This window comes from Campylobacter sp. CNRCH_2015_0814 (assembly GCF_025772765.1).
Lineage (GTDB): Bacteria > Campylobacterota > Campylobacteria > Campylobacterales > Campylobacteraceae > Campylobacter_D.
Genome location: NZ_JAKMSR010000004.1, coordinates 109,680 through 134,497 on the forward strand (window position 1 = coordinate 109,680; position 24,818 = coordinate 134,497).

At 28.9% G+C, this 24,818-nt stretch carries 21 protein-coding genes and 1 tRNA gene; 20 read left to right on the top strand and 2 right to left on the bottom strand.

The annotated features are described in order from the left end of the window. Positions 1 to 71 precede the first annotated feature (71 nt). The gene (locus L8X24_RS03355; RefSeq protein ID WP_039625344.1) at positions 72 to 299 is read left to right on the top strand and encodes a FeoA family protein; all 228 of its coding nucleotides are present in this window, start codon (positions 72 to 74) and stop codon (positions 297 to 299) included. Then, positions 299 to 2,323: a ferrous iron transport protein B gene (feoB, locus tag L8X24_RS03360; RefSeq protein ID WP_263663636.1), complete on the top strand. Its 2,025-nt coding sequence runs from the start codon at positions 299 to 301 to the stop codon at positions 2,321 to 2,323. The genes L8X24_RS03355 and feoB overlap by 1 nt, the downstream gene beginning before the upstream one ends. 15 nt (positions 2,324 to 2,338) lie before the next feature. Here the strand turns inward: feoB and tenA are convergent, their stop codons facing one another. Further along, on the bottom strand, positions 2,339 to 3,004 hold the full coding sequence (tenA, locus tag L8X24_RS03365) for a thiaminase II (protein ID WP_263663637.1): 666 nt from the start codon (positions 3,002 to 3,004) through the stop codon (positions 2,339 to 2,341). 145 nt (positions 3,005 to 3,149) lie between these two features. Here tenA and acpP point away from each other — a divergent pair, with 145 nt between their 5' ends. The 4 genes from acpP to L8X24_RS03385 all read left to right on the top strand — a co-directional run bounded on the left by acpP (position 3,150) and on the right by L8X24_RS03385 (position 5,705). Then, entirely contained in the window at positions 3,150 to 3,383 is a 234-nt protein-coding gene (gene acpP / locus L8X24_RS03370) for an acyl carrier protein (RefSeq protein WP_039617517.1), read from the top strand. A 26-nt stretch (positions 3,384 to 3,409) separates the two neighbouring features. Then, complete coding sequence (locus tag L8X24_RS03375; RefSeq protein WP_263663638.1) at positions 3,410 to 4,624, top strand: beta-ketoacyl-ACP synthase II; 1,215 nt, start codon at positions 3,410 to 3,412, stop codon at positions 4,622 to 4,624. A gap of 1 nt (position 4,625) precedes the next feature. Then, a complete protein-coding gene (locus tag L8X24_RS03380) occupies positions 4,626 to 5,561 on the top strand; it encodes an acetyl-CoA carboxylase carboxyltransferase subunit alpha (RefSeq protein WP_263663640.1) in 936 nt (311 codons plus the stop codon). A gap of 68 nt (positions 5,562 to 5,629) precedes the next feature. After that, positions 5,630 to 5,705: transfer RNA gene (locus L8X24_RS03385), tRNA-Phe, on the top strand. Between the two features lies 1 nt (position 5,706). Here L8X24_RS03385 and L8X24_RS03390 read toward each other — a convergent pair. Continuing rightward, entirely contained in the window at positions 5,707 to 6,504 is a 798-nt protein-coding gene (locus L8X24_RS03390) for a ferritin-like domain-containing protein (protein WP_263663641.1), read from the bottom strand. Positions 6,505 to 6,585: 81 nt separating this feature from the next. Between L8X24_RS03390 and L8X24_RS03395 the strand changes: the two genes are divergently transcribed. The 14 genes from L8X24_RS03395 to L8X24_RS03460 form a co-directional block, all read left to right on the top strand. After that, positions 6,586 to 7,362, top strand: a complete 777-nt coding sequence (locus L8X24_RS03395) for an ABC transporter permease (protein WP_257928500.1) — start codon at positions 6,586 to 6,588, stop codon at positions 7,360 to 7,362. After that, complete coding sequence (locus tag L8X24_RS03400) at positions 7,359 to 8,030, top strand: capsular polysaccharide export system, ATP-binding protein (protein ID WP_039617525.1); 672 nt, start codon at positions 7,359 to 7,361, stop codon at positions 8,028 to 8,030. Before L8X24_RS03395 ends, L8X24_RS03400 begins: the two co-directional genes overlap by 4 nt. Continuing rightward, positions 8,020 to 9,135 (top strand): capsule biosynthesis protein, encoded by a 1,116-nt coding sequence (locus L8X24_RS03405; protein WP_263663642.1) that lies wholly within the window; start codon positions 8,020 to 8,022, stop codon positions 9,133 to 9,135. The genes L8X24_RS03400 and L8X24_RS03405 overlap by 11 nt, the downstream gene beginning before the upstream one ends. After that, positions 9,135 to 10,778: a polysaccharide biosynthesis/export family protein gene (locus L8X24_RS03410; RefSeq protein WP_263663643.1), complete on the top strand. Its 1,644-nt coding sequence runs from the start codon at positions 9,135 to 9,137 to the stop codon at positions 10,776 to 10,778. The genes L8X24_RS03405 and L8X24_RS03410 overlap by 1 nt, the downstream gene beginning before the upstream one ends. A 17-nt stretch (positions 10,779 to 10,795) precedes the next feature. Next, entirely contained in the window at positions 10,796 to 11,743 is a 948-nt protein-coding gene (locus L8X24_RS03415) for a KpsF/GutQ family sugar-phosphate isomerase (protein WP_263663655.1), read from the top strand. After that, positions 11,740 to 13,395, top strand: a complete 1,656-nt coding sequence (locus L8X24_RS03420) for a galactosyltransferase-related protein (protein ID WP_263663644.1) — start codon at positions 11,740 to 11,742, stop codon at positions 13,393 to 13,395. The genes L8X24_RS03415 and L8X24_RS03420 overlap by 4 nt, the downstream gene beginning before the upstream one ends. Continuing rightward, positions 13,385 to 14,791 carry a glycosyltransferase family 2 protein gene (locus tag L8X24_RS03425; RefSeq protein ID WP_263663645.1) on the top strand — a complete coding sequence of 469 codons (1,407 nt, stop codon included), beginning with the start codon at positions 13,385 to 13,387 and terminating at the stop codon, positions 14,789 to 14,791. The genes L8X24_RS03420 and L8X24_RS03425 overlap by 11 nt, the downstream gene beginning before the upstream one ends. A 2-nt stretch (positions 14,792 to 14,793) precedes the next feature. Then, positions 14,794 to 17,358 (top strand): CDP-glycerol:glycerophosphate glycerophosphotransferase, encoded by a 2,565-nt coding sequence (locus L8X24_RS03430; RefSeq protein WP_263663646.1) that lies wholly within the window; start codon positions 14,794 to 14,796, stop codon positions 17,356 to 17,358. Next, a complete protein-coding gene (locus L8X24_RS03435; protein ID WP_263663647.1) occupies positions 17,351 to 19,018 on the top strand; it encodes a glycosyltransferase in 1,668 nt (555 codons plus the stop codon). The genes L8X24_RS03430 and L8X24_RS03435 overlap by 8 nt, the downstream gene beginning before the upstream one ends. A 100-nt stretch (positions 19,019 to 19,118) precedes the next feature. Next, the gene (gene cysD, locus L8X24_RS03440) at positions 19,119 to 20,012 is read left to right on the top strand and encodes a sulfate adenylyltransferase subunit CysD (RefSeq protein ID WP_263663648.1); all 894 of its coding nucleotides are present in this window, start codon (positions 19,119 to 19,121) and stop codon (positions 20,010 to 20,012) included. After that, entirely contained in the window at positions 20,012 to 21,436 is a 1,425-nt protein-coding gene (gene cysN / locus L8X24_RS03445) for a sulfate adenylyltransferase subunit CysN (RefSeq protein ID WP_263663649.1), read from the top strand. Before cysD ends, cysN begins: the two co-directional genes overlap by 1 nt. Continuing rightward, positions 21,433 to 23,148, top strand: coding sequence for an SLC13 family permease (locus L8X24_RS03450; RefSeq protein ID WP_263663650.1), 1,716 nt, complete (start codon positions 21,433 to 21,435; stop codon positions 23,146 to 23,148). The genes cysN and L8X24_RS03450 overlap by 4 nt, the downstream gene beginning before the upstream one ends. An 8-nt stretch (positions 23,149 to 23,156) precedes the next feature. Beyond that, a complete protein-coding gene (cysC, locus tag L8X24_RS03455; protein ID WP_263663651.1) occupies positions 23,157 to 23,741 on the top strand; it encodes an adenylyl-sulfate kinase in 585 nt (194 codons plus the stop codon). Then, on the top strand, positions 23,738 to 24,818 hold a 1,081-nt coding region (locus L8X24_RS03460), incomplete at its 3' end, for a hypothetical protein (RefSeq protein ID WP_263663652.1). The genes cysC and L8X24_RS03460, both read left to right, overlap by 4 nt.

Consider the following 24,818-nt stretch of genomic DNA (forward strand, 5'->3'; position numbering starts at 1 on the left):
CTTATTATTTTAAAAAATAAATAATTTAATTTTTTATATAATGTTTTATCTTAGTTTTTGTAAGGAAAAACATGACTTTAGATACATTAAAAGATAATGAAGAAGCTATTATAGTAGGCTTTGAAGCAGATAAACAACTCCAAGCAAGACTTTTTAGTTTTGGCTTTGCAAAAAACAAAAAAGTTAAAAAAATTCGCTCTTCTATAGCAAATTCTACTATTATGGTAGAGCTTGATACAACTTGCGTGATTTTACGCTCAAGTGAAGCAAAAATAATACAAATTTCAAAAGAGTTTTAATGAAAGAAATCATCATTGCTTTAGTAGGTCAGCCAAATGTCGGTAAAAGTTTATTAATTAATGCACTTTGTAAAGCTAATATGAAAGTTGGAAATTTTAGTGGTGTTACGGTTGAAAAGGCTGAGGCTAGATTAGTTTATAAAAATTATGAGTTTAAATTTATAGATTTACCAGGAACTTATGCATTAGATGGTTATAGCGAAGAAGAAAAAATTACAAAAGATTTTTTAAAAAAAGGTGAATTTGATCTTGTAGTAAATGTGCTTGATTCTACAAATTTAGAGCGTAATTTGATTTTGAGTGCATCTTTAATAGAGGCTAAAATCAAAATGATTATGGCTTTAAATATGCAAGATGAAGCTAAAAATGAAGGTTTTAGTATAGATTTTAAAATTTTATCCCAACTTCTAAATACACCTTGTCTTGGGGTGTGTGCTAAAACTAAAGAAAATCTAAATGCACTTTTGGATTTAATCATTTCAACCCATGAAGCTAAATTTGAAGTCAAAGAGCGTGTTTATAGTGATATTATAGAAGAAGAACTTGCAAAAATAAGTGATTTTTTAAATCAAAATGAAATTACATATTTAGATTTTTCTACAAAAGATTTAGCGATAGCTTTGCTTAAAAATGAAGCTAATATAGTCATTTCACATGCTTTGAGAAAAATACTTGATGAAGCTTTAGAAAAAATTTATATGGCATATCATAGCAAAGATATAGAAAGTATTTTTAAAGAAGAGCTGATTGCTTTTGCAAATGGTATATGTGCTAAGGTTTTAAGTAAGGGCGTTAAGTATAAAAATCATACCAAAGAAATAGATTCTATTTTAATCAATAAATTTTTAGGAATTCCTATATTTTTGTTTTTTATGTGGGCTTTGTTTCAACTAACCTTTACTTTAGGTCAAATTCCTATGGATTATATAGAAATGTTTTTTGCTAATTTAGGTGATATGGTAAAAAATAATATTAGCAATGAATTTATCGCTTCAGCCTTAGCTGATGGTGTTTTAGGTGGGGTTGGTGCGGTTATAACTTTTTTACCAAATATTATGATTTTATTTTTTGGTATAGCCTTGCTTGAAACAACTGGATATATGGCCAGGGTTGCATTTTTATTAGATGGAATTTTATACAAATTTGGCTTACATGGTAAAAGTTTCATCCCTTTAATCACGGGTTTTGGCTGTTCAGTGCCTGCATTTATGGCTACAAGAACTTTAAAAAATAAAAAAGATAGACTATTAACTCTTTTTATTATTAATTTTATGAGTTGTGGTGCAAGGCTTCCTGTGTATGTGCTTTTTGTTGGAGTGTTTTTTCCTGCTGATGTGGCGGGAAATTATCTTTTTGGGATTTATCTTTTAGGTGCGTTTTTGGGTTTGATTGCAGCTAAGATTTTAAGAATGAGTGCTTTTAAAGGACAAGATGAACCCTTTGTAATGGAAATGCCAAAATATAGAATGCCAAATTGGAATTTGGTATGGTTTATGGTGTTAAATAAAGCCAAAATGTATTTAAAAAAAGCAGGAACATTTATTTTGATAGCTTCTTTGCTTATTTGGTTTGCGAGTAATTTTCCTGCACAAGAAAATAATATTCAAGATGCTTTAACTCAAGAGTTTCAGATAGAAAATAGTTATCTTGGACAATTTGGTAAAGCAATAGAACCTATTTTTGCACCACTTGACTTTGATTGGAAACTTAGCGTGTCTTTAGTAAGTGGTTTAGCTGCTAAAGAAGTGATGATTTCCACTATGGGTGTGCTTTATTCTTTAGGTAATGAAGTTGATGAAACAAGTTTAAATTTACAAGAAGCTATAAAAGAAAACATCCCTTTTAGCACAGCAGTAGCTTTTATACTTTTTGTTATGATTTATAATCCTTGTTTTGCAGCAACTATAGTTTTTGCTAAAGAAGCAGGAAATAAAAAATATGCATGGTATCTTTTTATATTTACATCTTTATGTGCGTATTTGGTTGCTTTTGTAGGGATTAATATTGCTAAATTGATAATTTAATCATCTTTATGATGATTAAATTTCCATTTTTTGCTCTAAAGAGTGTTGCCAAAAGGCTGTTTCAAGTCTTACGGTAGTATAAAAAATTTCGTTTAACTTTTTAAATTTTTCTTCACTAATGCTATTTGCATAAGAATTAAAAAAGTCTTTAAATTCTTTGATTTCATCTTGAAATTCTTTACCCGCATAGGTCAAAATCCACTCTTTGTAAGGGTGATTTTCTAAACTTTTTTCATCAAGTCCTTTATAAATTTCTTCTCCTATATATGCATAACCTATAGCGCAAGCACTCAAAGCACATAGCATATCTAAATAATCTCCATTTTGTCCCACACTTAGTAAGTATCTTGTATAAGCAATATTAGTTAAACTTTCATCTTTATAATCTAGTTTTTCTACATCAATACCTAGCTTTAAAATACTTCTATGAAGCTCTAATTCTCCTTCTAAAGTGTAGTTTTGATTTTTAATGGCAAATTGAATTTCTTTAGCATTATTTGCATTTAAAGCAAGCAGGGCATAGCATTTTGCGTAATTGTTTAAAAAGATATAATCTTGTTTAAGATAAAATAAAAATACATCTTTTTCTAAAGTGCCATTTTGAAGTTTTTTTACAAATTCATGATGGATGTATTGATCCCAAGTTTTTTTATTTTCTTTTATAAGTCTATCTAAAAGCATTAATTTCCTTTGTTAAAAATTAAGCTTTTATTTAAACACAGATAATTAAATTTTTCGTAATAATCTTTAATTTTTAACTTTTTAAACAAGAAATTTATTTTTTTATTGTAAAATGTGGTTTAATTTTTTAAACTAGGAGATAAAAATGGCAATTTTTGATGATGTAAAAAAAGTAGTTGTTGAGCAACTTAGTGTTGATGAAGATGCAGTTAAAATGGAATCAAAAATCATTGAAGATTTAGGTGCAGATTCTTTAGATGTTGTTGAATTAGTTATGGCTTTAGAAGAAAAATTTGATGTAGAAATTCCAGACAGTGATGCTGAAAAACTAGTAAAAATCGAAGATGTTGTTAATTATATAGAAAATCTTCAAAAATAATTTTAATTTTTAATAAGGAGTGCGGTTTGAAACGCGTTGTAGTAACAGGTATAGGAATGATCAATGCCCTTGGCTTAGACAAAGATAGCTCATTTAAAGCAATTTGTGATGGTAAAAGTGGCGTTGATAAAATCACCCTTTTTGATACCACTGATTTTCCAGTGCAAATTGCTGCTGAAGTAAAAAATTTTGACCCTTTAAGTGTTTGTGATGCTAAAGAGGTTAAAAAAATAGATCGTTTTATACAACTTGGCATTAAAGCAGCAAGAGAAGCTATGGAAGATGCTAAATTTGATGAAACTTTAAATAAAGAAGAATTTGGTGTAGTTTCAGCAGCTGGTATAGGTGGTTTACCAAATATAGAAAAAAATTCCGTTACTTGCGCACAGCGTGGACCACGCAAAATCACTCCTTTTTTCATACCATCAGCTTTAGTTAATATGCTTGGTGGGATTATTTCAATCGAGCATGGATTACAAGGACCAAATATCTCATGCGTAACTGCTTGTGCAGCAGGAACTCATGCTATAGGTGAAGCTTATAAAAGCATAGCTTTAGGTAGTGCAGATAAAATGCTTGTAGTAGGTGCTGAAGCGGCCATTTGTGCTGTGGGTATAGGTGGCTTTGCTGCTATGAAAGCTCTTTCTACTAGAAATGATGATCCAGCTAAAGCTTCAAGACCATTTGATAAAGAAAGAGATGGCTTTGTGATGGGTGAGGGTGCTGGTGCTTTAGTGTTTGAAGAGTATGAGGCTGCTAAAAAGCGTGGAGCTAAAATTTATGCTGAGTTAGTAGGTTTTGGCGAAAGCGCAGATGCACATCATATCACTTCGCCTACCTTAGAAGGACCATTGCGCGCTATGAAAAAAGCTTTAAAAATGGCAGGAAATCCAAAAGTAGATTATATTAATGCACACGGAACTTCTACTCCGGTAAATGATAAAAATGAAACAGCAGCTATTAAAGAGCTATTTAAAGATCAAATTCCTTTAGTTAGTTCTACAAAAGGTCAAACAGGACATTGCTTAGGTGCTGCTGGTGCTATTGAAGCTGTTATTTCTTTAATGGCACTTGATCAAGGTGTATTACCGCCAACTATCAATCAAATCGTAGCAGATGAAAATTGCGATCTTGACTATATACCAAATACTGCAAGAAAAAGCGAAGTTAATGTTGTAATGAGCAATTCTTTTGGTTTTGGTGGAACAAATGGTTGTGTGATTTTCAAAAAAGTAGATTAATATGGCTTCTTATTTAGATTTTGAAAAAAATATTCAGCAAATTGATGAGGATTTAGCAAATGCTAAAATCAAAGGCGATGATGAAGCAGTAAAAATTTTAGAAAAAAACCTTGAAAAAGAAACCCAAAAAGTTTATAAAAATTTAAGCGATTACCAACGCTTACAGCTTGCAAGACATCCTGATCGTCCTTATGCGCTTGATTATATCCAAGCTATATTAAGCGATGCTTATGAAATTCATGGCGATCGTGCTTTTAGAGATGATCCTGCTATTGTGTGTTATGCGGGCTATATAGGTGGCAAAAAAGTTATTGTTATAGGTGAGCAAAAAGGTAGAGGCACTAAAGACAAGCTTCATAGAAATTTTGGTATGCCTCATCCTGAAGGTTATAGAAAAGCTTTAAGGGTAGCAAAAATGGCTGAAAAATTTGACATACCGGTGTTATTTTTGGTAGATACCCCGGGTGCTTACCCAGGAGTAGGTGCTGAAGAGCGTGGTCAAAGTGAGGCTATAGCTAGAAATTTATATGAGCTAAGCGCCCTTAAAACAATCACTATAGCAGTGGTTATAGGTGAAGGTGGAAGTGGTGGTGCTTTAGCCATAGGAGTAGCTGATAAACTTGCTATGATGAAAAATTCAGTTTTTTCTGTGATTTCACCTGAGGGTTGTGCTGCTATTTTATGGAATGATCCATCAAAAAGTGAAGCTGCTACTAAAGCCATGAAAGTAACTGCTGATGATTTAAAAACTCAAGGTTTGATTGATGATGTTATCGAAGAGCCAATGAGTGGAGCTCATAGACATAAAGAAAACGCGATTAAAAATTTAAGTGATTATGTCTTAAAAGCTATAGAAGAATTAGAACAATACGATAAACGCGAATTAGCTGCATTAAGAATGCAAAAAATCTTTAAATTTGGAGCTTTTTCTGAATAATTTGCATTTTTATGCAAATTTCAACTTTTTTTAAAAAAACTATTGTATAATTACAACTTCAATTCAGTGGTTGGATAGCTCAGTCGGTAGAGCAGCAGACTGAAAATCTGCGTGTCGGCAGTTCGATTCTGCCTCTAACCACCATTCATTTTCTATTATAAAATTCATCTAATTCTTGAAGTTCATTTTCATTAAATCCTGCTTGTATTCTAGCTGTTTTGTTATATACTTTCCCTAAAAGATTAAATTCTTTATATTTGGCGCAAAGATCAAGATAACTATCATTTTCATTTTTTGCATAATTCCACCAAAAATCCCCTTTATTTACATGTTTAATCTCATCATTTAGTATAATGCTGAAAATTTCACTAAATAAACTTTTTATAGGATGATTAGTTGTGTTTAATTTTTCTAAAACAAAAGGATTAGCATCAAGTCCTTTTGCTTCAAGTCCTCTATGAACTATGCCCATTCTGTGAGCAAGATTATCTTTGGTTAAAAACAAGGCTTTTTCAAGATTATCATGAGCATGGAAATCTCCATATTTAAAACCAAGTTCATTTAAAGTTTTTTCTAAAAGTAAAAAATGCTTAATTTCTTCATCTGCTACCTCAAGCCAATCTTGATAAAATTTCAATGGCAAGTTTTTAAATCTATAACTAGCATCTAAGGCCAAATTTATAGCACTATATTCTATATGCGCAACTGAATGTAATATTTTTGCTAAAGATAAAGTGCTATTTACTTCTTTTGGACGCCTTATTTTCATAGGATGAAGGATTTTAACTTGTGAGTTTTCACAAATGATCGCTTCATGTGAATGATTAAAATCATACAAATTAGATTTAAAATTTTCATAAAATTCATTAAATAATTCAATCTTTTTAAAAATATCTTTGTGATATAAAATTTTTTCTAATTTTTCAAAGAAATTTCTTTTCATTTTTAAACCTTGTTAAATATTATATAAGATAAAAAAGTATAATATAAAAATTTTGAAAATTTAAAAAGGTTTGCTAAAAATATGTTTAATGTCATACATGCTCTTTTTTTTAGAGAGCTAAAGACAAGATTTGGTATTAATAAATATTTGGGCTATTTTTGGGTAATTGGAGAGCCTATGATGGTAATTTTAGTGATTACTTCTATAATCACACTTATTAGAGAGTTTCGCCATCAAATCATGCCCGAGGGTGTTTCTATCTTTTTATTTTTAGCAGTAGGAATTATACCTTTTTTTATGTTTAGAAGTATCATTAATCAGCTTTTAAATGGCATTAGTTCTAATCTAACTTTATTTGCTTATAAGCCAGTAAAACCTATACATGTATTTATTGCTAGAACTATGCTTGAGTTTTGCATTTATTTTACTATTTTTATTTGTGTGATGTTTTTAGCTGGATGGTTTTTGCATATGCAAGTTATACCTAAACACTTTTTAGAAGTGTTGTTTTCACTTTTTTTACTTATAGTGTTTGGTTTTGCTATGGGAATGTGTTTTGCTATAGCAGGACATTTTGCAGAACCTTTAAAAATGGCATTGGGTTATTTAAATGCTATTTTATATTGGACTTCTTTGGTGGTATTTCCTGTGTGGGTAGTTCCCAAACCTATTTTAGATATTTTATATTACAATCCACTTTTGCATATTATGGAGCTTTTAAAATATAATTTTTTTCAAAATTATCCATTACTTGATGATTATAATTATTATTACCCTATTGCATGTTTGAGTGTGATTTTGTTTTTGGGGTTGTTTTTTTATTATTTTACTAGAGAAAAGTTGATAGCGGTACGATGATAAAATTAGTTAATTTAACCAAATCTTTTCCTTTGCGCAATGGTGGAAGGCATTATGTTTTTAAAAACTTAAGTTTTGAATTCCCTGAAAATTGTAGTATAGGTTTAATGGGACGCAATGGTGCTGGAAAATCAACCTTAATGAAACTTTTAAGTGGCTCCTTGCTTCCTGATAGAGGTAAGATTATAACTAATAAAAAACTATCTTGGCCTCTAGGCTTAGCAGGTGCGTTTCAACACAGACTCTCAGCAAGGGACAATGCACGCTTTGTGGCTAGAGTATATGGTTATAAAGGAAAGGCCTTAGAAGAAAAGATTAAATTTGTTGAAGATTTTGCTGAGCTTGGTAAATTTTTTGATGAGCCTATGAATACTTACTCAGCTGGTATGAGCGCTAGAATATCTTTTGGTTTAAGCATGGCTTTTGATTTTGATTATTATTTAATCGATGAAGCAGGTGCTGTGGGAGATCCTAAATTTAGAGAAAAAAGTTCTAAAATTTATAAAGAAAAATTAAGTCAGTCAAAAGTTATCATGGTTTCACACAATGTAGCTGAAATTAAACAATGGTGTGATAAAATTATATTTATGCAAGATGGACAAGCTACTATATATGATGATGTAGATGAGGGCATAGCGGTGTATCAAGGAAAAATAAATGCAAAATGATTTATTAAAAAAGTTTAAAAATTTAAAGATACTTAACTCTTTTAAAATAGTATTGATTTTAACAGCATTTGTTGTATTTTATTATATTTTTATAGCAGCAAATCGCTATGTGAGTGAAAGTGTTTTAAGTGTGAAATCAACCACAGGAGATAGCGGAGCTATCACCGGAATTGCCGCATTTTTGACTAATAATTCTTTTTCAAGCGAGGATATTAATTATTTAAAATCTTATATTCATTCTTTAGATATGTTAAATATCTTAGAAGAAAAAATTCAAATTCGTGAGTTATATCAAAAACAAAAACTTGATTTTTTTTATAGTATTTCCTCATCAGCCAATCAGGAAGAGTTTTTAAAGTATTATCAAAACCGTGTTAAAATTACTCAAGAAAACTCAGCTAATGGGCTTTTGCGTGTAGAAGTTGAAGGTTTTGACCCACAAAGTGCACATTTGATAGCTTCAACTATAGTTAAAGAAAGTGAAAAATTTATCAATGAAATTTCACATAAAGCCGCAAGAGATCAAATGCAATTTGCTGAAGAAGAGCTTTTGCAGTTTAAAAAAAGATACCAAAAGGCTAAAGATGAACTTTTAGCTTTTCAAAATAAATATGGAGTGTTTGATCCACTTAAACAAGCAGAAGGTACTCTAAAACTCATAGCCGAACTTGAATCAAAAATAGCAGCTAAAGAAGCTGAACTTTTGATGATGCAAAGTTATATAAATGATAATGCACCACAAATTGTCACTATAAAAAGTGAAATAGATGCATTGAAAAAACAACTTCAAAAGGAAAAATCCAAAGTTTCATCGCCAAAATCCTCTCAAAAGCTTAATGATCTTGCAGCTAAATTCCAAGATCTGACTATAGAAGCAGGTTTTGCAGAAAGTGCTTATACAGCTGCTTTAAAAGCATATGAGAGTGCTAGGATAGAAGCTTTAAGAAAGATAAAACAAGTGGTTATAGTGCAAAGTCCAAGTTTACCTCAAAGTGCTAAATACCCAGAAGCTTTGTATAATATACTCACAGCTTTTATGATTTTATCTTTGATTTATGGAATTGTTAAATTTATTAAAATGATTATAGAGGAGCATAGATACTAATGAAAAAGATATTTTTATTTTTACTTTTACCTTTGTTTTTATTTTCAGCGGTAGATGTTTCTCAAATCGCAAAAACACAAGCAGATAGTATAAAGCAAATTCAAGATAAAGAATTTTTACAAAATGATTTAAATAAAACAACAATTATAAATGCTAAAGTATTTGGTGCACATTTATTTAATGGTAATTTTACTAAATTTACCCAACACGTTTATAATCCTGATTATAAACTAGCAGTAGGCGATAGGATTAATGTAAAAATTTGGGGTGCAGTAGAGTTTATACAAACCTTAACAGTAGATTCTCAAGGAAATATTTTTATACCAAAAGTAGGTGCGATTAATCTTTTGGGCGTAAAAAATAGTGCTTTAGTACAAGTTATTACAAAAGCTATTAATAAAATTTATAAAAGCAATGTCTATGTATATGCGGATATGGATATTTATCAAAATGTATCGGTATTTGTTACAGGAAATGTAAATCAACCTGGTCTTTATCAAGGACTAAGTTCAGATTCTATTATACAGTATTTAGATAAAGCAAGTGGAATTAATTTAGAATATGGTAGTTTTAGAGATATTCAAATTTTAAGAGATAATAAAGTCATTAAAAAAGTAGATTTATATGATTTTTTACTTAAAGGTCAACTTGATCTTTTTCCTTTTAGAATGGGTGATGTGATCTTAGTGGGTAGTGTACAAAAGTATGTTTTTGTAGAAGGAGATGTGCAAAAGCCTTTTAGATTTGAGCTCAGTAATGATATTTTAAATTTAGAAGATATAGCCAAAGTTGCAGGAGCTAAACCCATAGTTACCAATGCTGTGGTAAAAAGCTATAGAGATGATCATAAATTACACGTAGATGCATATAGCAAAAAGCAGTTTTTAGGTGTGAAGTTATACAATGGCGATGAGATAGAATTTAGACCTGATTATACTGCGCAAAATATTAGCATTAGTATAGAAGGTGAGCATAGTGGTTTGCACTCGGTGGTGATAAAAAAAGGCACAACTTTAGCTGAACTTGCTAGAATGATTACAGTTAATGATCAATCAAACATCAATGCCCTGCAGGTTTTTAGAAAAAGTGTAGCAGCTACTCAAAAACAACTTATTGAAGCCCAACTTAAAGAGCTTGAAACACTAGCTCTAACAAGCTCTTCAGTTAATGCTGAGCAAGCTAGCATTAGAGCTACTCAAGCTAAGACGATTTTAGAATTTATTGCGCGTGCAAAACAAGCTCAGCCAAAAGGACAAATTGTTATAGATAGTGTCAAAGCGTATAATTCTATAGTATTAGAAGAAGGTGATGTAGTAAATGTACCTAGTAAAAATAATCTTGTTTTGGTTCAAGGTGAAGTTTCTATACCAGGTGCATTTGTCTATATGGATAAAGAAAAATTAAGATATTATATCAACTTAGCAGGTGGTTTTAGCGATAGAGCAGATATATCAAGAGTTTTGGTAATCAATGCTAGTGGTAAAGCAACTAAATACAGCGGTAGAAGTTCAGCGGATATCAAAGCGGGAGATTCTATTTTAGTTTTACCAAAAGTAGATAGTCAAAATTTACAAATCTTTAGCATGCTAACACAAATTTTATACCAAATAGCTATTGCAACTAATGTAGTGTTAAATATATAGGAATTTAGATGAGTCAAATGGATGCGATTAAAATAGCCAAAGAAGTTTTTGAGATAGAATCAAAAACAATTTTAGATTTACGTGATAATTTAGATGAAGGTTTTAATAAAGCCATTGAGCTGATTTTATCTATCAAAGGCAGATGTGTAGTAAGTGGCATGGGTAAGTCAGGCCATATAGGAGCTAAGATAGCTGCGACCTTAGCTAGCACAGGTACTCCAAGCTTTTTTATGCACCCAGGTGAAGCTTTGCATGGAGATCTTGGTATGCTTACAAGCGAGGATGTGCTTTTGGCTATTTCAAATTCAGGAGAAACTGAAGAGGTTTTAAAACTCATACCAGTGATTAAAAAAAGAAAAATTCCTTTAATTGTCATGGCGGGCAATCAAAACTCTACCCTAGCTAAACAAGCAGATATTTTTATAAATATAGCAGTAAAAAAAGAAGCTTGCCCGCTTCAACTTGCTCCAACTTCTTCTACCACGGCTACTTTAGCCATGGGTGATGCTATAGCAGTGGCTTTGATGAGGGCAAGGAATTTTAGACCTGATGATTTTGCTTTATTTCATCCAGGGGGAAGCTTGGGTAGAAAGCTTTTAACTAGAGTAGGTGATTTGATGGTATCAAATAATCTACCTATAGTAAGTCCTGAGAGTGAATTTAATGAGCTAGTTGATGTGATGACTAGTGGCAAGTTAGGACTTTGCATAGTACTTGAGAATGAAAAACTAGTTGGAATCATCACAGATGGTGATTTAAGAAGGGCTTTAAGAGCAAATGATAAGCCAAGATTTGATTTTAAAGCTAAAGAAATCATGAGCGAGAGTCCAAAAACCATAGAAGTAAGTGCTATGGCAAGTGAAGCAGAAGAGCTTATGTTAAAATATAAAATCAAAGAGATAGTTGTCACTCAAAATGAAAAAATAGTGGGTATTATACAACTTTATGCGATAGGAAATGTGTGAAACTTTCTATTATTATTCCTTTTGGTTTAAGTAAAGAAAGAATTTATATAAAAGATCGTGTTAGTCAAAAAGCATGCGAGTTTAAAAGTGATGATAGAGTTGAATATATTTTTGTTGAAGGATATTCTTCTTTAGAAAATGATTTAAAGCGTGTTATCGAAGAAAATGGACATATTTACCTTAAAGATGAAAACCAAAAAGATTTTTTCTCGCAGGGAAAATGTCGCAATCTGGGTGCATCTTTTGCAAATTCAGACGTGGTGATGTTTTTAGATGTGGATTATTATTTATCACTACAATCTTTAGAGTATATTTTAGATCTTATTAATGTTAAAGAAATAGCTTTAAAGCCAAATTATATTTTATCTTTACCAGTTGTATTTTTAAATCAAAATGGTAGTGAGTTTATTGGAAATCAAGATAAAAAAATATGGGATGGTTTGATAAAGAATGATTTAATTAGTGGGAAAAAAGAGTGGATCAAATTTTTTGCCCCAAGTTCCACTTCTAGTATAGTGATTAATAAACATAAGTTTTTAATGCTTGGTGGAAATGATGAGCAATTTATAGGCCACGGATATGAAGATTTTGATCTTTTAGCAAGAATTTTATACTCTTGTATTGATTTAGAGCAAATACCAGTTAATTTAAACTATGATGCAAGAAATTGGAATTTTAAAAATTTTGAAGGATTTAGAGCTTGGTTTGCTTTACTTGGATATGAAGCAAGTTTTCATGGGATATATTTATATCATTTTCATCATGATGAACCAAATCAAAATGGTTATATGGATAATAAGCACAAAAATCATCAAAGATTTTATAAGCATATGTTAAATATCAAAGCGCATTCTATAAAGCATTTATGTGATAAAAGTGTTTATCAAGATAATGTTTTGTTTATTCACCCTAAGAAAGTATTATGTTCTATAAAAGAAATACTACCTTATATAGGTAACATTGTATGCATAAATGAAGATAATTTAATAAGTAAAAGCCAAAAAGAACTCGAAAGTATAATCGCGGAAAAACAAATTCATAAAGTTTTACTTTTAAATGAGTACATTAAAAACAAAAATCTATTAGACTTTTTTAAAAAACTAGATTTAGAGATTGTTTATTTTGAAAAAGGAATTTTACCAGAGTCATATTTGATAACTAGTAGTAAAAATAAAATGTTAGAATTTGATAAAACTTTATATCAAGATGAAATAATGCAAACAAAATTATATTTAAAAAGCTTATCAAAAGAAGACAAGAGTAAAATTTTAAATTTTATGGTAGAAAAAAATATAGATAAAAACGATTTAGATTTTTTTGTAAATTTTTTAATTAATGATTTATACTGTTTTGGTAAAAAAGAACAAGAAATTATAAAATTTTATAAAATAAATTTAGAAAATAAAAAAATATTTTTTAAAGATATTCAAAAAAGCAAATATAGTTTAAATTCCTTGATTTATAAGCCTTTTATATACGAGATTTCATCATTCTCATTTATAAAAATGTTTAATAGATATATAGGTTTAAAGCTTATACAAACTAAATTTTCTCACACAAAATTTTATCGTTTACTTCAAAAATTTTTTTATAACCCAAAAGTATTTTTTAATGATTCTAAATTTTTTAAAAAGTTTAAAAATGCAAACTAAAACCATCGGCATAGTAATCCCCATATACAATGTAGAAAAATATCTAAAAGAATGTTTAGATAGTGTTATCAATCAAACTTATACTAATTTAGAAATCATACTAGTAAATGATGGTAGTACAGATGAAAACTCACTCAATATTGCAAAAGAATATACTTTAAAAGATAAAAGAATCACTCTTTTTGATAAAAAAAATGGTGGACAAAGCACAGCAAGAAATGTGGGTATAGAATATTTTAGTGGAGAATATAAACTCAAAAATAAAACTCAAACTATAAAAGAAAATTCTTTAATAGAATTTAATATAGAAGGTAATAATCCTTATGAAATATACACTGTATATAAAAGCTATAAAGCTTTTAATAATGAACAAGATTTAACCAACTTTACTTATCCTATTATAGATTATATCATCTTTTTAGATTCTGATGATTATTGGGAATTAAACTGCATAGAAGAATGTGTACCTAGAATGGATGGAGTTAATGTGTTGTGGTTTGACTATAGACCTTTATATGATAAAGTTAAAAGAAAACACATTAGCCAAATGACTTATTTTGATTACAAAAATGAGATTATCATCACGCCTAAAGAATGGTTAGAGAAGGCTAGAGAAAGAAAACTTTTTTATTTTTGGTTTGCTTGGCAAGGTATGGTTAATTTTATTTTTTTAAAAAATATAAAATTAAAATTTATTGATGGAATTTTTGCAGAAGATTGCCATTTTGGAGTGTTACTATTTGCTTTAAGTAAAAATATTTATATATTTCCAAAGCAAATATATATTTATCGCTTAAGAGAGTTAAGTTCTATGAATTTTACTAATAAAAAATGGATAATACATCCTAATTCACATCTTAAAAAAATAGATGCTTTTGAGAATTCGAGCAAGGCTAGACTATACTATGAAAGTGTAAGCTGGATGCAAATCACATTAGATTTTATCAAATTTATTAATTCTAATCACTATTTGAGTGAAGATATAAAAACACATTTTTTACCAGTAGTTTGTAATAAGGCTTTAACTTTACAGAGATTTGAGAAAGATCCATTGTGTTTAAAAAAATATACTAAAAATTTAAAAATATATATACAAAATCAACCCTTAGGAGCAGTTGATAGAGTGAAAAAATATCTTTCGTATAAACTTACAAAAGAACTCTCTAGAAAAAAAGGTATATTAAAGTTAACTTTGCCCTTTAGCGTTATTAGAGTATCTTTACAACATCAAAAAGACACCATAGAATATAAAAAAAGTATTAAAAGAAATGTTTTAAATAAAAGATTGCCATTAGAATTTTACAGAGATTACCAGCAGGCTTTGAGCTTAAAAAATCAAAAATTAATTCAATCGTTGCATGGTATTGGACTAAAAATCATGTCGCTTAAAGGTTAAATATGGTTTTAAATTTTAAAAAATTAAGAAAGCTTAGAACTAACCCGAAACTATTCTTCAAAGATGCTATAGAAAAAAAAGTTTTTTGGTTGAGTAAAGTATATAAAAAATACCTTCCTAAAAAACACAAAGGCTTTACTCAATACACAATAATCTCAGCTGTATACAATGTAGAAAAATATTTAGACGATTATTTTAATTCCATCATAAACCAAAGACTTGATTTTAAAAAAAATATCTTTATGATATTAGTAGATGATGGTTCTACTGATAATTCTGCAAATATTATTAAAAAATATCAAAAAAAATATCCAAAAAACATTGTTTATCTTTATAAAGAAAATGGTGGGCAAGCTAGTGCTAGAAATTTAGGCCTAAAATATATGCAAGAAAATAATTATAAAACCCCTTGGGTTACTTTTACCGATCCGGATGATTTTTTAGATAGAAATTATTTTTATGAAGTAGATAAGTTTTTATCAACTCATCAAGATGATGATGTTTGTATGGTAGGGTGTAATGTAATTTTTTATCATGAAAAACAACGAATATACAAAGATAACCATGCTTTAAATTTTAAATTTAAAAATGGAGTGCAGATTAAGAGAAATTATAATCTCGAGAATTTTATACAGCTATTTATAAATTCATGTTTTGTAAATATTTATTATATAGGATACTTAGCATTTAATGAGAAAATCAAACCTAATTTCGAAGATGCCAAATTTGTAAATGAGTATTTATTGGAAAATATTAATTTAAAAAGTGTTTTTTTACCAAAAGCAAAATATTTTTATAGAAAAAGAGAAGATGGTAGCTCAACTTTGGATTTAAAATTAAAATCAAAAGATTATTATTTAAATGTGACTAGAAATGGATACTTAAAGATTTTAAGCGATTGCATAAAAAATAAGAGGAGTATTCCTTTGTTTATACAAAATTTGGTTTTATATGATTTATGCTGGCAAATCAAACCTCTTATTAATTCTCCTGAAAAATTATCTTTTATGGGAAAAGACGAAAAACAAGAATACTTAAATTTACTAGATAAAATTTTCTCTTTTATTGAAATGGAAATAGTGGCTAATTTTTCTTTAGCCGGTTGTTGGTTTTTTTATAAAGTAGGAATTCTAAATTGTTTCAAAAGTGAAAAACCACCATTTCAGATAGCTTATATAGAAGATTATGATCCTTACAAAGAGCAAATTTTAATTACTTATTATACTGGAGATGATGAAGATATAGAAAGCATTCTTATAGAAGGAGAAGAAGTGCATGTAGAATATAAAAAGATAGTTAAATATGATTTTTTAGATAGGGTCTTTTGTTATCAAAAAAGATTATGGGCTCATATACCAAAAAATGCCAAAGATAAATTAGAGATATGGATTAATGACAAGCAAAGCATGATTGGTAAGTATGGTGAATATTCCTTAGATATTAAAAGTATCAGAAAAGAATTTCAAAAAAGACTACCAAAGAGTAATATTTGGCTTTTAATGGATAGAGACTATGAGGCAGATGATAATGCAGAGCATTTATATAGATATATTATGCAAAATCATCCTGAGCAAGAAATAGTTTTTGCGTTAAGAAAAGAGAGTTTAGATTGGAAAAGATTAGAAAAAGAAGGGTTTGCTTTAGTAGATTTTGGAAGTTTTAAATTTGAAAGGATTATAAAAAAAGCTTCTAAAGTTATTAGTTCTCATGCTGATGAGTATTTAATGAGATATATTACATCTAGACAGCAGTTTATTTTCTTACAACATGGTGTCACGCAAAATGATGTTTCAAAATGGTTAAATAATAGAAAAATAAATTTATTTTTTGTTTCAACGCAAATGGAAATTAATTCGATTATAAAGAATTATACTCATTACAAGTTTGGACAAAAAGAGGTTGTTTTAGCTGGATTTGCAAGACATGATGAATTGCTTAAAAATAAAAATATTAATATTAAACAAATTCTTATTATGCCAACCTGGAGACAGTATTTAAGTGGCTTGATGATAGAGAATTCAGGGGTAAGAGAATTAAAAGAAAATTTTAAACAAAGCGAATATTTTCAAAAATGGAATTCTTTGTTAAATAACAATAATTTAAAAAAACTATGTGAACTATATTCTTATACCATAGTTTTTAATCCTCATCCTAACATTATGCCATACTTAAAAGAATTTAATCTTCCGTCTTATATAAAAATAGCCAATCAAGACGAAAGCTTACAAGTGCTATTTTGCAATTCATCTTTAATGATTACAGATTATTCTAGCGTGGCTTTTGAGATGGCGTATCTAGAAAAACCAGTAATTTATTATCAATTTGATAAAGAGGACTTTTTTACTTCCCACACATTGCAAAAAGGGTATTTTGATTATAAAAAAGATGGTTTTGGGCCAGCTGTTGAGAATCAAGAAAATTTATTAAAAGAATTAGAAAACTTATTGCGAAACGATTGTAAACCTTTTGGTGTTTATAAAGATAATATAGATTCAACTTTTACTTTTAGAGATGGTAGATGTTGTGAGAGAATATATGAAAAAATAGTTAAGGATTTTTATGAATAAAGTTGCGGTTTTAATGGCTTGTGATAATAACCTATTATTTGCTCTTGCAAATATGATAATTGGAATAAAAAGGTATTGTTATAATAATATCGCAGAAATTATTATTATGTATGATAATATTGATAAAGAAAATATTGATAAAATTAGTTCTATTTGGCCTAAAAAAATCATATTTAAAAAATACTCTAAAGATGACTTTCTAGAAGATGTTGGTTGTATTGGAAAAATTAAGTTATCTAATAGATTTGGTTTTCATCTTGTTTATGCTAAATTTTATATTTTTGATTTCTTACAAAAATACCAATCTGTTGTATGGTTAGATATTGATATGTTATTACTTGGTAATATATGTAATATTTTATCATTTAATTTAGATGGAACAATCACAAAAGGAGGATCTGCTATATTAATCAAATATCTACAATGTGAGTATCAAAATGATAAAAATATCAATGCAATCAAACCAAATGGGGGATTTATACATTTTAATGATAGTATACTTAAATTAAATGTTAAAAATTTAAAACAGGAATGTTTTTCAATTCTTAAAGATTTGTATGATAAAGATTTTTTAAATGGAAATGCATGGGGTGATGAAATACCATTTGGGGTATTAATTTATAAATATAAATTGAGTGTTTATGTTGCAGACAAAGTGAATACATTGCCAAATAACTCTAAGCATAGCATTTTAATTCATGCTGGAACTGATATGAAATTTTGGTCAAGTTTTATCAGTTATATATCTTTTCAAGAGTGGCATGTAAATAATAAAGTTTGGAATAATAATTATAATGAAATAACGAATATCGATTTCAGGCAATATAATTTACCAATAAAAGATCAAAGTGATCTCTATCAATTTTTATTTTCTTATAATTTATTTTATGGTATATATCCTATATTGAATGTTTTAATTAATTATAAATTAAAAGAATATGGATTTTATATTAATTTTTTAATTTCACATTCGAGAAGGTCTTTTGATATTTTTTCTTCTTTTTTAGAGCCTAAAAAATTTTATTATAAAATAGAATTTCAATACGGTTACGGCGAGTGGGGTACGAAAATTTTTTTTGATTTGGTCTTGAGTGATTTTTATATTAAACAATTCGATTTGTTAGTTTCTAATTTATCAATGTTTAACTTTAGCATAATCAAAAAACCAGATCAAAATATCATTAGAATTCCGATAGATACAAGTAAAGATTTTATTCATATTTTAGAAAAATTTATAGTGATAACTTCTAAGCATTTTTTATCGTTTGCAAATCAAGAAATAAAAATAATTACTGTCAGCTCTTCAGCCAAGTCTCGTATCCAAAACCAACTCTCATATAAACTAGGTCAAGCTATGATAGTAAATTCTAAATCTATACTAGGTTATATAAGAATGCCTTTTGTGTTATCTTATATAAAAGATAAACACAAACAAGAACAAAAAAATTACCAAGAAAAAATAAAAAAAGATCCTTCTTTAGCATTACCCCCATTAGAAGATTATCCTGATTATAAAGAAGCCTTAAAACTTAAAAATCATCTTTCTTATAAACTAGGACAAGCTCTTATACAGGCTAATAAAACTTGGTATAAGGGTGGGTATGTTAAGCTATGGTTTGAAATTGGGAAGTTGAAGAGGGAATTTTGCAAGAATAAATGATTCAAAAATAAAAAAAGGATTTTGTACTAGAAATAAATATTATAAAAATAAGAGTATATATTGATTTATTAAAATCCATATTTTATAGTAGAGTAAAAAAATGACCCATTTAGAATACTTAGAATCAGAGTCTATTCATATCATCCGTGAGGTGATAGCTGAGTTTGAAAAACCAGCTATGCTTTATAGTATAGGTAAAGACAGTTCTGTTATGCTTCATCTTTTACAAAAAGCATTTTACCCAAGCTTGCCCCCGCTTCCTTTAGTGCATGTAGATACCACATGGAAATTTAAAGAGATGATAGAATTTAGAGACAAACGTGCCAAAGAGCTTGGCATGGAACTTATAGTCTATCAAAACCCTAAAATCAAAGAATTAAATCTTTCTCCATTTACACATGGCTCATCTATGCATACAGATATTGCTAAAACACAAGGTTTAAAACAAATGCTTGATTTATATCAGTTTGATGCGGTATTTGGTGGTGCAAGAAGAGATGAAGAAAAATCGCGTGCAAAGGAAAGAATTTATTCTTTCCGTGATGAAAATCACTCATGGGATCCAAAAAATCAACGCCCAGAATTATGGGATATTTACAACGGTCGTCATAAAAAAGGTGAATCCATAAGAGTTTTCCCGCTTAGCAATTGGACTGAACTTGATATATGGCAGTATATTTACAAAGAAAATATTCCTTTACCAAGTCTTTATTTTGCTAAAAAGCGACCGGTTACGGAGTATATGGGGGCTAAAATTTTAGTTGATGATGAGCGCATGCCAAAAGAACTTACTGAAAATGCTAAAGAAGAATTAGTCCGTTTTAGAACCCTAGGTTGCTACCCGCTAACAGGAGCCATAAACTCAAGTGCTAGCAATGTCTTAGAAATCATCGAAGAGCTTTTACTTTCTAAAACAAGTGAAAGACAAGGTAGGCTTATAGACACTGATGAGGAAGCAAGTATGGAAAAAAAGAAAAAAGAGGGGTATTTTTAATGAAAACAAATGTAGAAAAATACCTAAAAGAACATGAAAATAAAGAGCTTTGTAGATTTATCACTTGTGGTAGTGTAGATGATGGCAAATCTACCCTTATAGGTAGAATGCTTTATGATACAAAAATGCTTTTTGAAGACCAAATTTTATCTTTAGAAAAAGATAGTAAAAAGCTTGGCAATGCAGGGGAAAAGCTTGATTTTGCACTTTTAGTAGATGGTCTTGCAAGCGAGAGAGAGCAAGGTATAACCATAGATGTAGCATATAGATTTTTCACAAGTGAAAAAAGAAAATTCATCATAGCGGATACTCCAGGCCATGAACAATACACTAGAAACATGGCAACAGGTGCTAGTACAGCTGATATTGCTATCATACTTATAGATGCTAGAAAAGGGGTTTTAACTCAAACTAAAAGACATTCTTATATAGTGAGTTTGCTTGGTATAAGGCAATTTATTATTGCTGTGAATAAAATGGATTTGATTGATTATAATCAAGAAATTTTTAATACAATCTGTAAAAATTATCAAGAAATTTTACCATACTTAAAAAATCATGAGCATATTAAAACCTATTTTGTTCCTATATGTGCACTAGATGGAGACAACATAGCTTCTAAAAGTATTAATATGCCTTGGTATAGTGGAAAAACCTTATCTGAGCTTTTAGATACTTTGCCTATTGCTACTAGTTTAAGTGATGAGTTTATCATGAGTGTGCAATATGTCAATCGTCCTCACTTAAATTTTAGAGGTTTTTGTGGAAATATTGCTAGTGGTAGTATAAATATCAAAGATGAAGTTGTGATTTTACCTTCTTTAAAAACAAGTAAAGTAAAACAAATCATCACACCTAGTATTAAAAACTTGAATGTACCCGATAAAAATGAAAAAATTCAAAGTGCTAAAAATGCTAGCTTTCCAAGTGCTATAACTTTAACTTTAGAAGATGAGATAGACATTTCAAGAGGCGATGTAATAGCTTCTAAAAATCATAGTATAGAAATTTCAAATTCTTTTAAAGCTATGGTAATATGGATGAGTGAGGTTAAATTTAATTTAAATGAAAACTATCTTATCAAAATAGCAAATTTAACTACTAATGTAGTATTTGAAAAAATTGATTTTAAAAAAGACATTAATACTTTCAAAGAATTTCAAAGCGATGAATTAAAACTCAATGATATTGCTAAATGCACCTTAAAGCTTAATAAAAAAACAGCCCTTAAAGCTTACAAGGACAATAAAATTTTAGGAAGTTTTATCATCATAGATAAATACTCTAATGAAACCTTAGCAGCGGGTATGGTAGAAGAAATTTTAGCAAGCGAAGAAAAGAGTAGAATTTACACTCAAGCAGAAATAGAACTTAATGCTTACATTAGAAAAAACTATCCTGAATGGGAATGTAAAAAAATATGAAAATTATTGTTGCATTAAGTATTTTAATCTTGCTTATTTTGCTAATTAGCAATAAAATTAAACCTTTTATTTTATTTGGTAGTGTAGCTGTGCTTTATTATCTTTTGGGATATTTAAATTTAAATACTTGGCTTAGCTCTTACACGAGTGAATCTTTGATAGTGCTTATTTTGCTTTTGTTAGTTTCACTGGCTATAGAAAAAAGCGTTGTGATAAGTTGGTGTTCTAAGTTCATCATAGGTAAAAATTATCACTTGTCGCTTTTAAAGCTTGGAGTTGTTACAGCTAGTATTTCAGCTTTTTTAAATAATACTGCAGTAGTGGCAAGTTTTATGAGTATTATAAAAAATAACAAATTTCAAGTTCCTTCTAAACTACTCATCCCACTTTCATATTTTTCCATAGTTGGCGGAACGATGACTTTGATAGGTACTTCAACTAACTTGATAGTCAATTCTTTTGTAGTGCAAAATGGTTTGGAAAGTTTAAAGATTTTTGATTTTTTTGCAGTTGGTTTTTGTATAAGTATTGGTGTGCTTGTAGTACTTTTGATTTTTAGCTTTTTATTGCCTGAGTATAAAGAAAAAGAAAATGTCATCAATGAGTATTTAATCAATGCTAAGGTTTTAAAAAATAGCTCATTAGCGGGGAAAACTATACAAGAAAATGGCTTAAGAAATTTAGAGTTTTTGTTTTTACTTGAAATTCAAAGAAAAGATGAGCTTATTACCCCTGTTAGTCACAATGAGCTTATTAAAGAAGGAGATGTATTAGTTTTTAGTGGAGATATTGCGCATTTAGAAGTTTTGAAAAAATTTGATGGCTTGCAAATTGGCTCACAAGATTTGAAATTAGAAACATTAAATTTAGTAGATGTTGTTATAAATTCTGAGTCAAACTTGATAGGAAAAAGTGTTAAGGAAGCAAACTTTAGAGCTAAATTTGATGCAGGGATTGTAGCCTTAAAAAGAGGTTCAAAAAATATTTCAAAAATTGGCCAAAGTTTATTACAAGCTGGAGATAGGCTTATTTTAAGTATAGGTAAGGATTTTCACTCAAGAGATAATATCAATAAAAACTTTTACATTATCTCAAATATCATGCAAAATCAAAAGTTAAGTAATATTCAAAGTTTTATAGTGATTTTTGTGTTTTTAGCCATCATTGCTTTATCTGCTTTGGAATTAGTGTCTTTGCTTAAAGCGCTGCTAGTGTTTTTAGCTTGTTTATTTATATTTAAAATCATAAGTTTTGATGAAGTAAAAAGACGCTTTCCTTTGGAAATTTTTATCATAGTAGGATCTTCTTTAGCTATAACTAAAGTTTTAGTTGATAGTGGTTTAGCTAAAGATTTGGCTGGGTTTATTATAGGAACTTTTGGGGTATATGGATTATATGGTAGTTTTGTGGGAATTTATCTTCTAACTTTACTTTTAACTGAAATCATTACCAATAACGCTGCCGCAGCTTTGGCTTTTCCTATTGCTTATAGTACTGCTTTAGCGCTTGAAGTTAATCCAACTCCGTTTATATTAGCGGTTGCTTATGGGGCAAGTTGTGCTTTTTTAATGCCACATGGTTATCAAACTCATTTGATGGTAGGTTCAATTTGTGGGTATAAAACTACTGATTTTATAAAAATAGGATGGATAGTTTCTTTGACTTATTCAGCTATTGTTTTAACTATAACTCCGGTATTTTTTAGTTTTTAAGGAAAAAAATGAGTAAAAATTTAACTTGGCATACAAGTAGCATTACAAAAACTCAAAGAGCTAAACTTAAAAATCAAAAACCATGTGTTTTATGGTTTAGTGGACTTAGTGGTAGTGGTAAATCTACTTTGGCTAATGCGGTTGAAAAAAAACTTTTTGAGCAAGGTTTTCATACTTATCTTTTAGATGGAGATAATGTGCGTCATGGACTTAATAAAGATTTGGGTTTTGATGAGCTTTCAAGAGTAGAAAACATAAGACGTATAGGAGAAGTATGTAAGCTTTTTGTAGATGCTGGTATGATAGTACTTTGCGCTTTTATATCACCTTTTGAAAAAGATAGAAAGCTTATAAAAGATCTTTTGGATGAGGATGAATATATAGAAATATTTGTTGATACACCTTTGGAAATTTGTGAAAAAAGAGATCCAAAAGGACTTTATAAAAAAGCAAGAAATGGAGAAATTAAAAATTTTACAGGTATAGACAGTCCTTATGAAAAACCTAAAAACCCGCATATACACATAATAAAAGAAGATCTTAATGAGAATGTGGATATGATTTTGAGATTTTTAGATGGGAAAATTAAATGACATGTTATTTGCATATAGGAATAGCTAAAACTGGCACTACTTCTATACAAGATTTTTTAAAACAAAATTATGATTTTCTAATAAATGAAGGTTTTTTATATCCTAAGTCATTGCGAGGGTTCGAAGAGCAATATTCTAGAGAATGGTCTCAGCATAGAGAATTGGCTTCAATAATAAAAGCAACTAAGGTTAGGGGATTTTCAAAACAAGATATTGAAAAATTAAGTTTATTTCGTAAAGAAATTCGCGGATTTAAAAATATAATTATATCTTCGGAGATGCTACATGATTCTCTCATTGATTTGGATTATATTTTACATTGTAAAAATATTTTACAAGATTTAGGTTTTAAAAAAATTAAAATAATAATTTATTTAAGAGAACCTGCTGAATTGTTTCAATCGATTTGTTCTCAAAGTATAAAAAATTGTTATGAACAGGATGTGTGTTTTAATTTACCGGGGCAAAGTAATATAGCAAAACACAGATGCTCGCACAATAAAACTTTAGCCAATTGGGGAAAAATTTTTGGCAAAGAAAATCTAATTGTAAGATTATTTGATAAAAAGGAATTTTATCAGCAAGATTTATTAAAAGATTTTGTTTCGTGCTTAGGTATAAATTGGAATGAGCTGCTTGTTATCCCAAATAAAACAAACGAAAGTCTTGATGTTATTGGAAGTGAAATTTTATTAAGAGTTAATAAAAAATTACCATTAGTTCTTTCTGGAAAAAATAATTTTTTACGTGGAAATTTGTTGTTTTATATTGAAAAATATTTCTGTAATTCACAGTTAAAAATTACACCTCCTAGAGATGTTTATCAATCTTATATAGAATATTTTGAAGAATCAAACGAATGGGTAAGAAAAGAATTCTTTCCTTATAAAGAAAGATTATTTCCTAAAAAAGATTTAAGTAATTATAAAGAAAATTATGAACTCAAAGAAATGAAGCCTGAGTATTGGGATAAAATAGCTGAATTTGTAGCCGATCTAGTTTCAAATAAAAATCAAACCATTCAAGACAACTTAACTAAAATTCAAAGTTTAAATCAAAATATAAAACTTAAAGAAC

Bases quoted from the DNA above. Each gene is read 5' to 3' on its own strand.
- L8X24_RS03380 (WP_263663640.1), top strand. From the start codon at position 4,626: ATGGCTTCTTATTTAGATTTTGAAAAAAATATTCAGCAAATTGATGAG.
- L8X24_RS03435 (WP_263663647.1), top strand. From the start codon at position 17,351: ATGAATAAAGTTGCGGTTTTAATGGCTTGTGATAATAACCTATTATTT.
- acpP (WP_039617517.1), top strand. From the start codon at position 3,150: ATGGCAATTTTTGATGATGTAAAAAAAGTAGTTGTTGAGCAACTTAGT.
- cysD (WP_263663648.1), top strand. From the start codon at position 19,119: ATGACCCATTTAGAATACTTAGAATCAGAGTCTATTCATATCATCCGT.
- L8X24_RS03415 (WP_263663655.1), top strand. From the start codon at position 10,796: ATGGATGCGATTAAAATAGCCAAAGAAGTTTTTGAGATAGAATCAAAA.
- L8X24_RS03410 (WP_263663643.1), top strand. From the start codon at position 9,135: ATGAAAAAGATATTTTTATTTTTACTTTTACCTTTGTTTTTATTTTCA.
- L8X24_RS03430 (WP_263663646.1), top strand. From the start codon at position 14,794: ATGGTTTTAAATTTTAAAAAATTAAGAAAGCTTAGAACTAACCCGAAA.
- tenA (WP_263663637.1), bottom strand. From the start codon at position 3,004: ATGCTTTTAGATAGACTTATAAAAGAAAATAAAAAAACTTGGGATCAA.
- L8X24_RS03355 (WP_039625344.1), top strand. From the start codon at position 72: ATGACTTTAGATACATTAAAAGATAATGAAGAAGCTATTATAGTAGGC.
- L8X24_RS03450 (WP_263663650.1), top strand. From the start codon at position 21,433: ATGAAAATTATTGTTGCATTAAGTATTTTAATCTTGCTTATTTTGCTA.
- L8X24_RS03395 (WP_257928500.1), top strand. From the start codon at position 6,586: ATGTTTAATGTCATACATGCTCTTTTTTTTAGAGAGCTAAAGACAAGA.
- cysC (WP_263663651.1), top strand. From the start codon at position 23,157: ATGAGTAAAAATTTAACTTGGCATACAAGTAGCATTACAAAAACTCAA.
- feoB (WP_263663636.1), top strand. From the start codon at position 299: ATGAAAGAAATCATCATTGCTTTAGTAGGTCAGCCAAATGTCGGTAAA.
- L8X24_RS03400 (WP_039617525.1), top strand. From the start codon at position 7,359: ATGATAAAATTAGTTAATTTAACCAAATCTTTTCCTTTGCGCAATGGT.
- L8X24_RS03425 (WP_263663645.1), top strand. From the start codon at position 13,385: ATGCAAACTAAAACCATCGGCATAGTAATCCCCATATACAATGTAGAA.
- L8X24_RS03405 (WP_263663642.1), top strand. From the start codon at position 8,020: ATGCAAAATGATTTATTAAAAAAGTTTAAAAATTTAAAGATACTTAAC.
- cysN (WP_263663649.1), top strand. From the start codon at position 20,012: ATGAAAACAAATGTAGAAAAATACCTAAAAGAACATGAAAATAAAGAG.
- L8X24_RS03390 (WP_263663641.1), bottom strand. From the start codon at position 6,504: ATGAAAAGAAATTTCTTTGAAAAATTAGAAAAAATTTTATATCACAAA.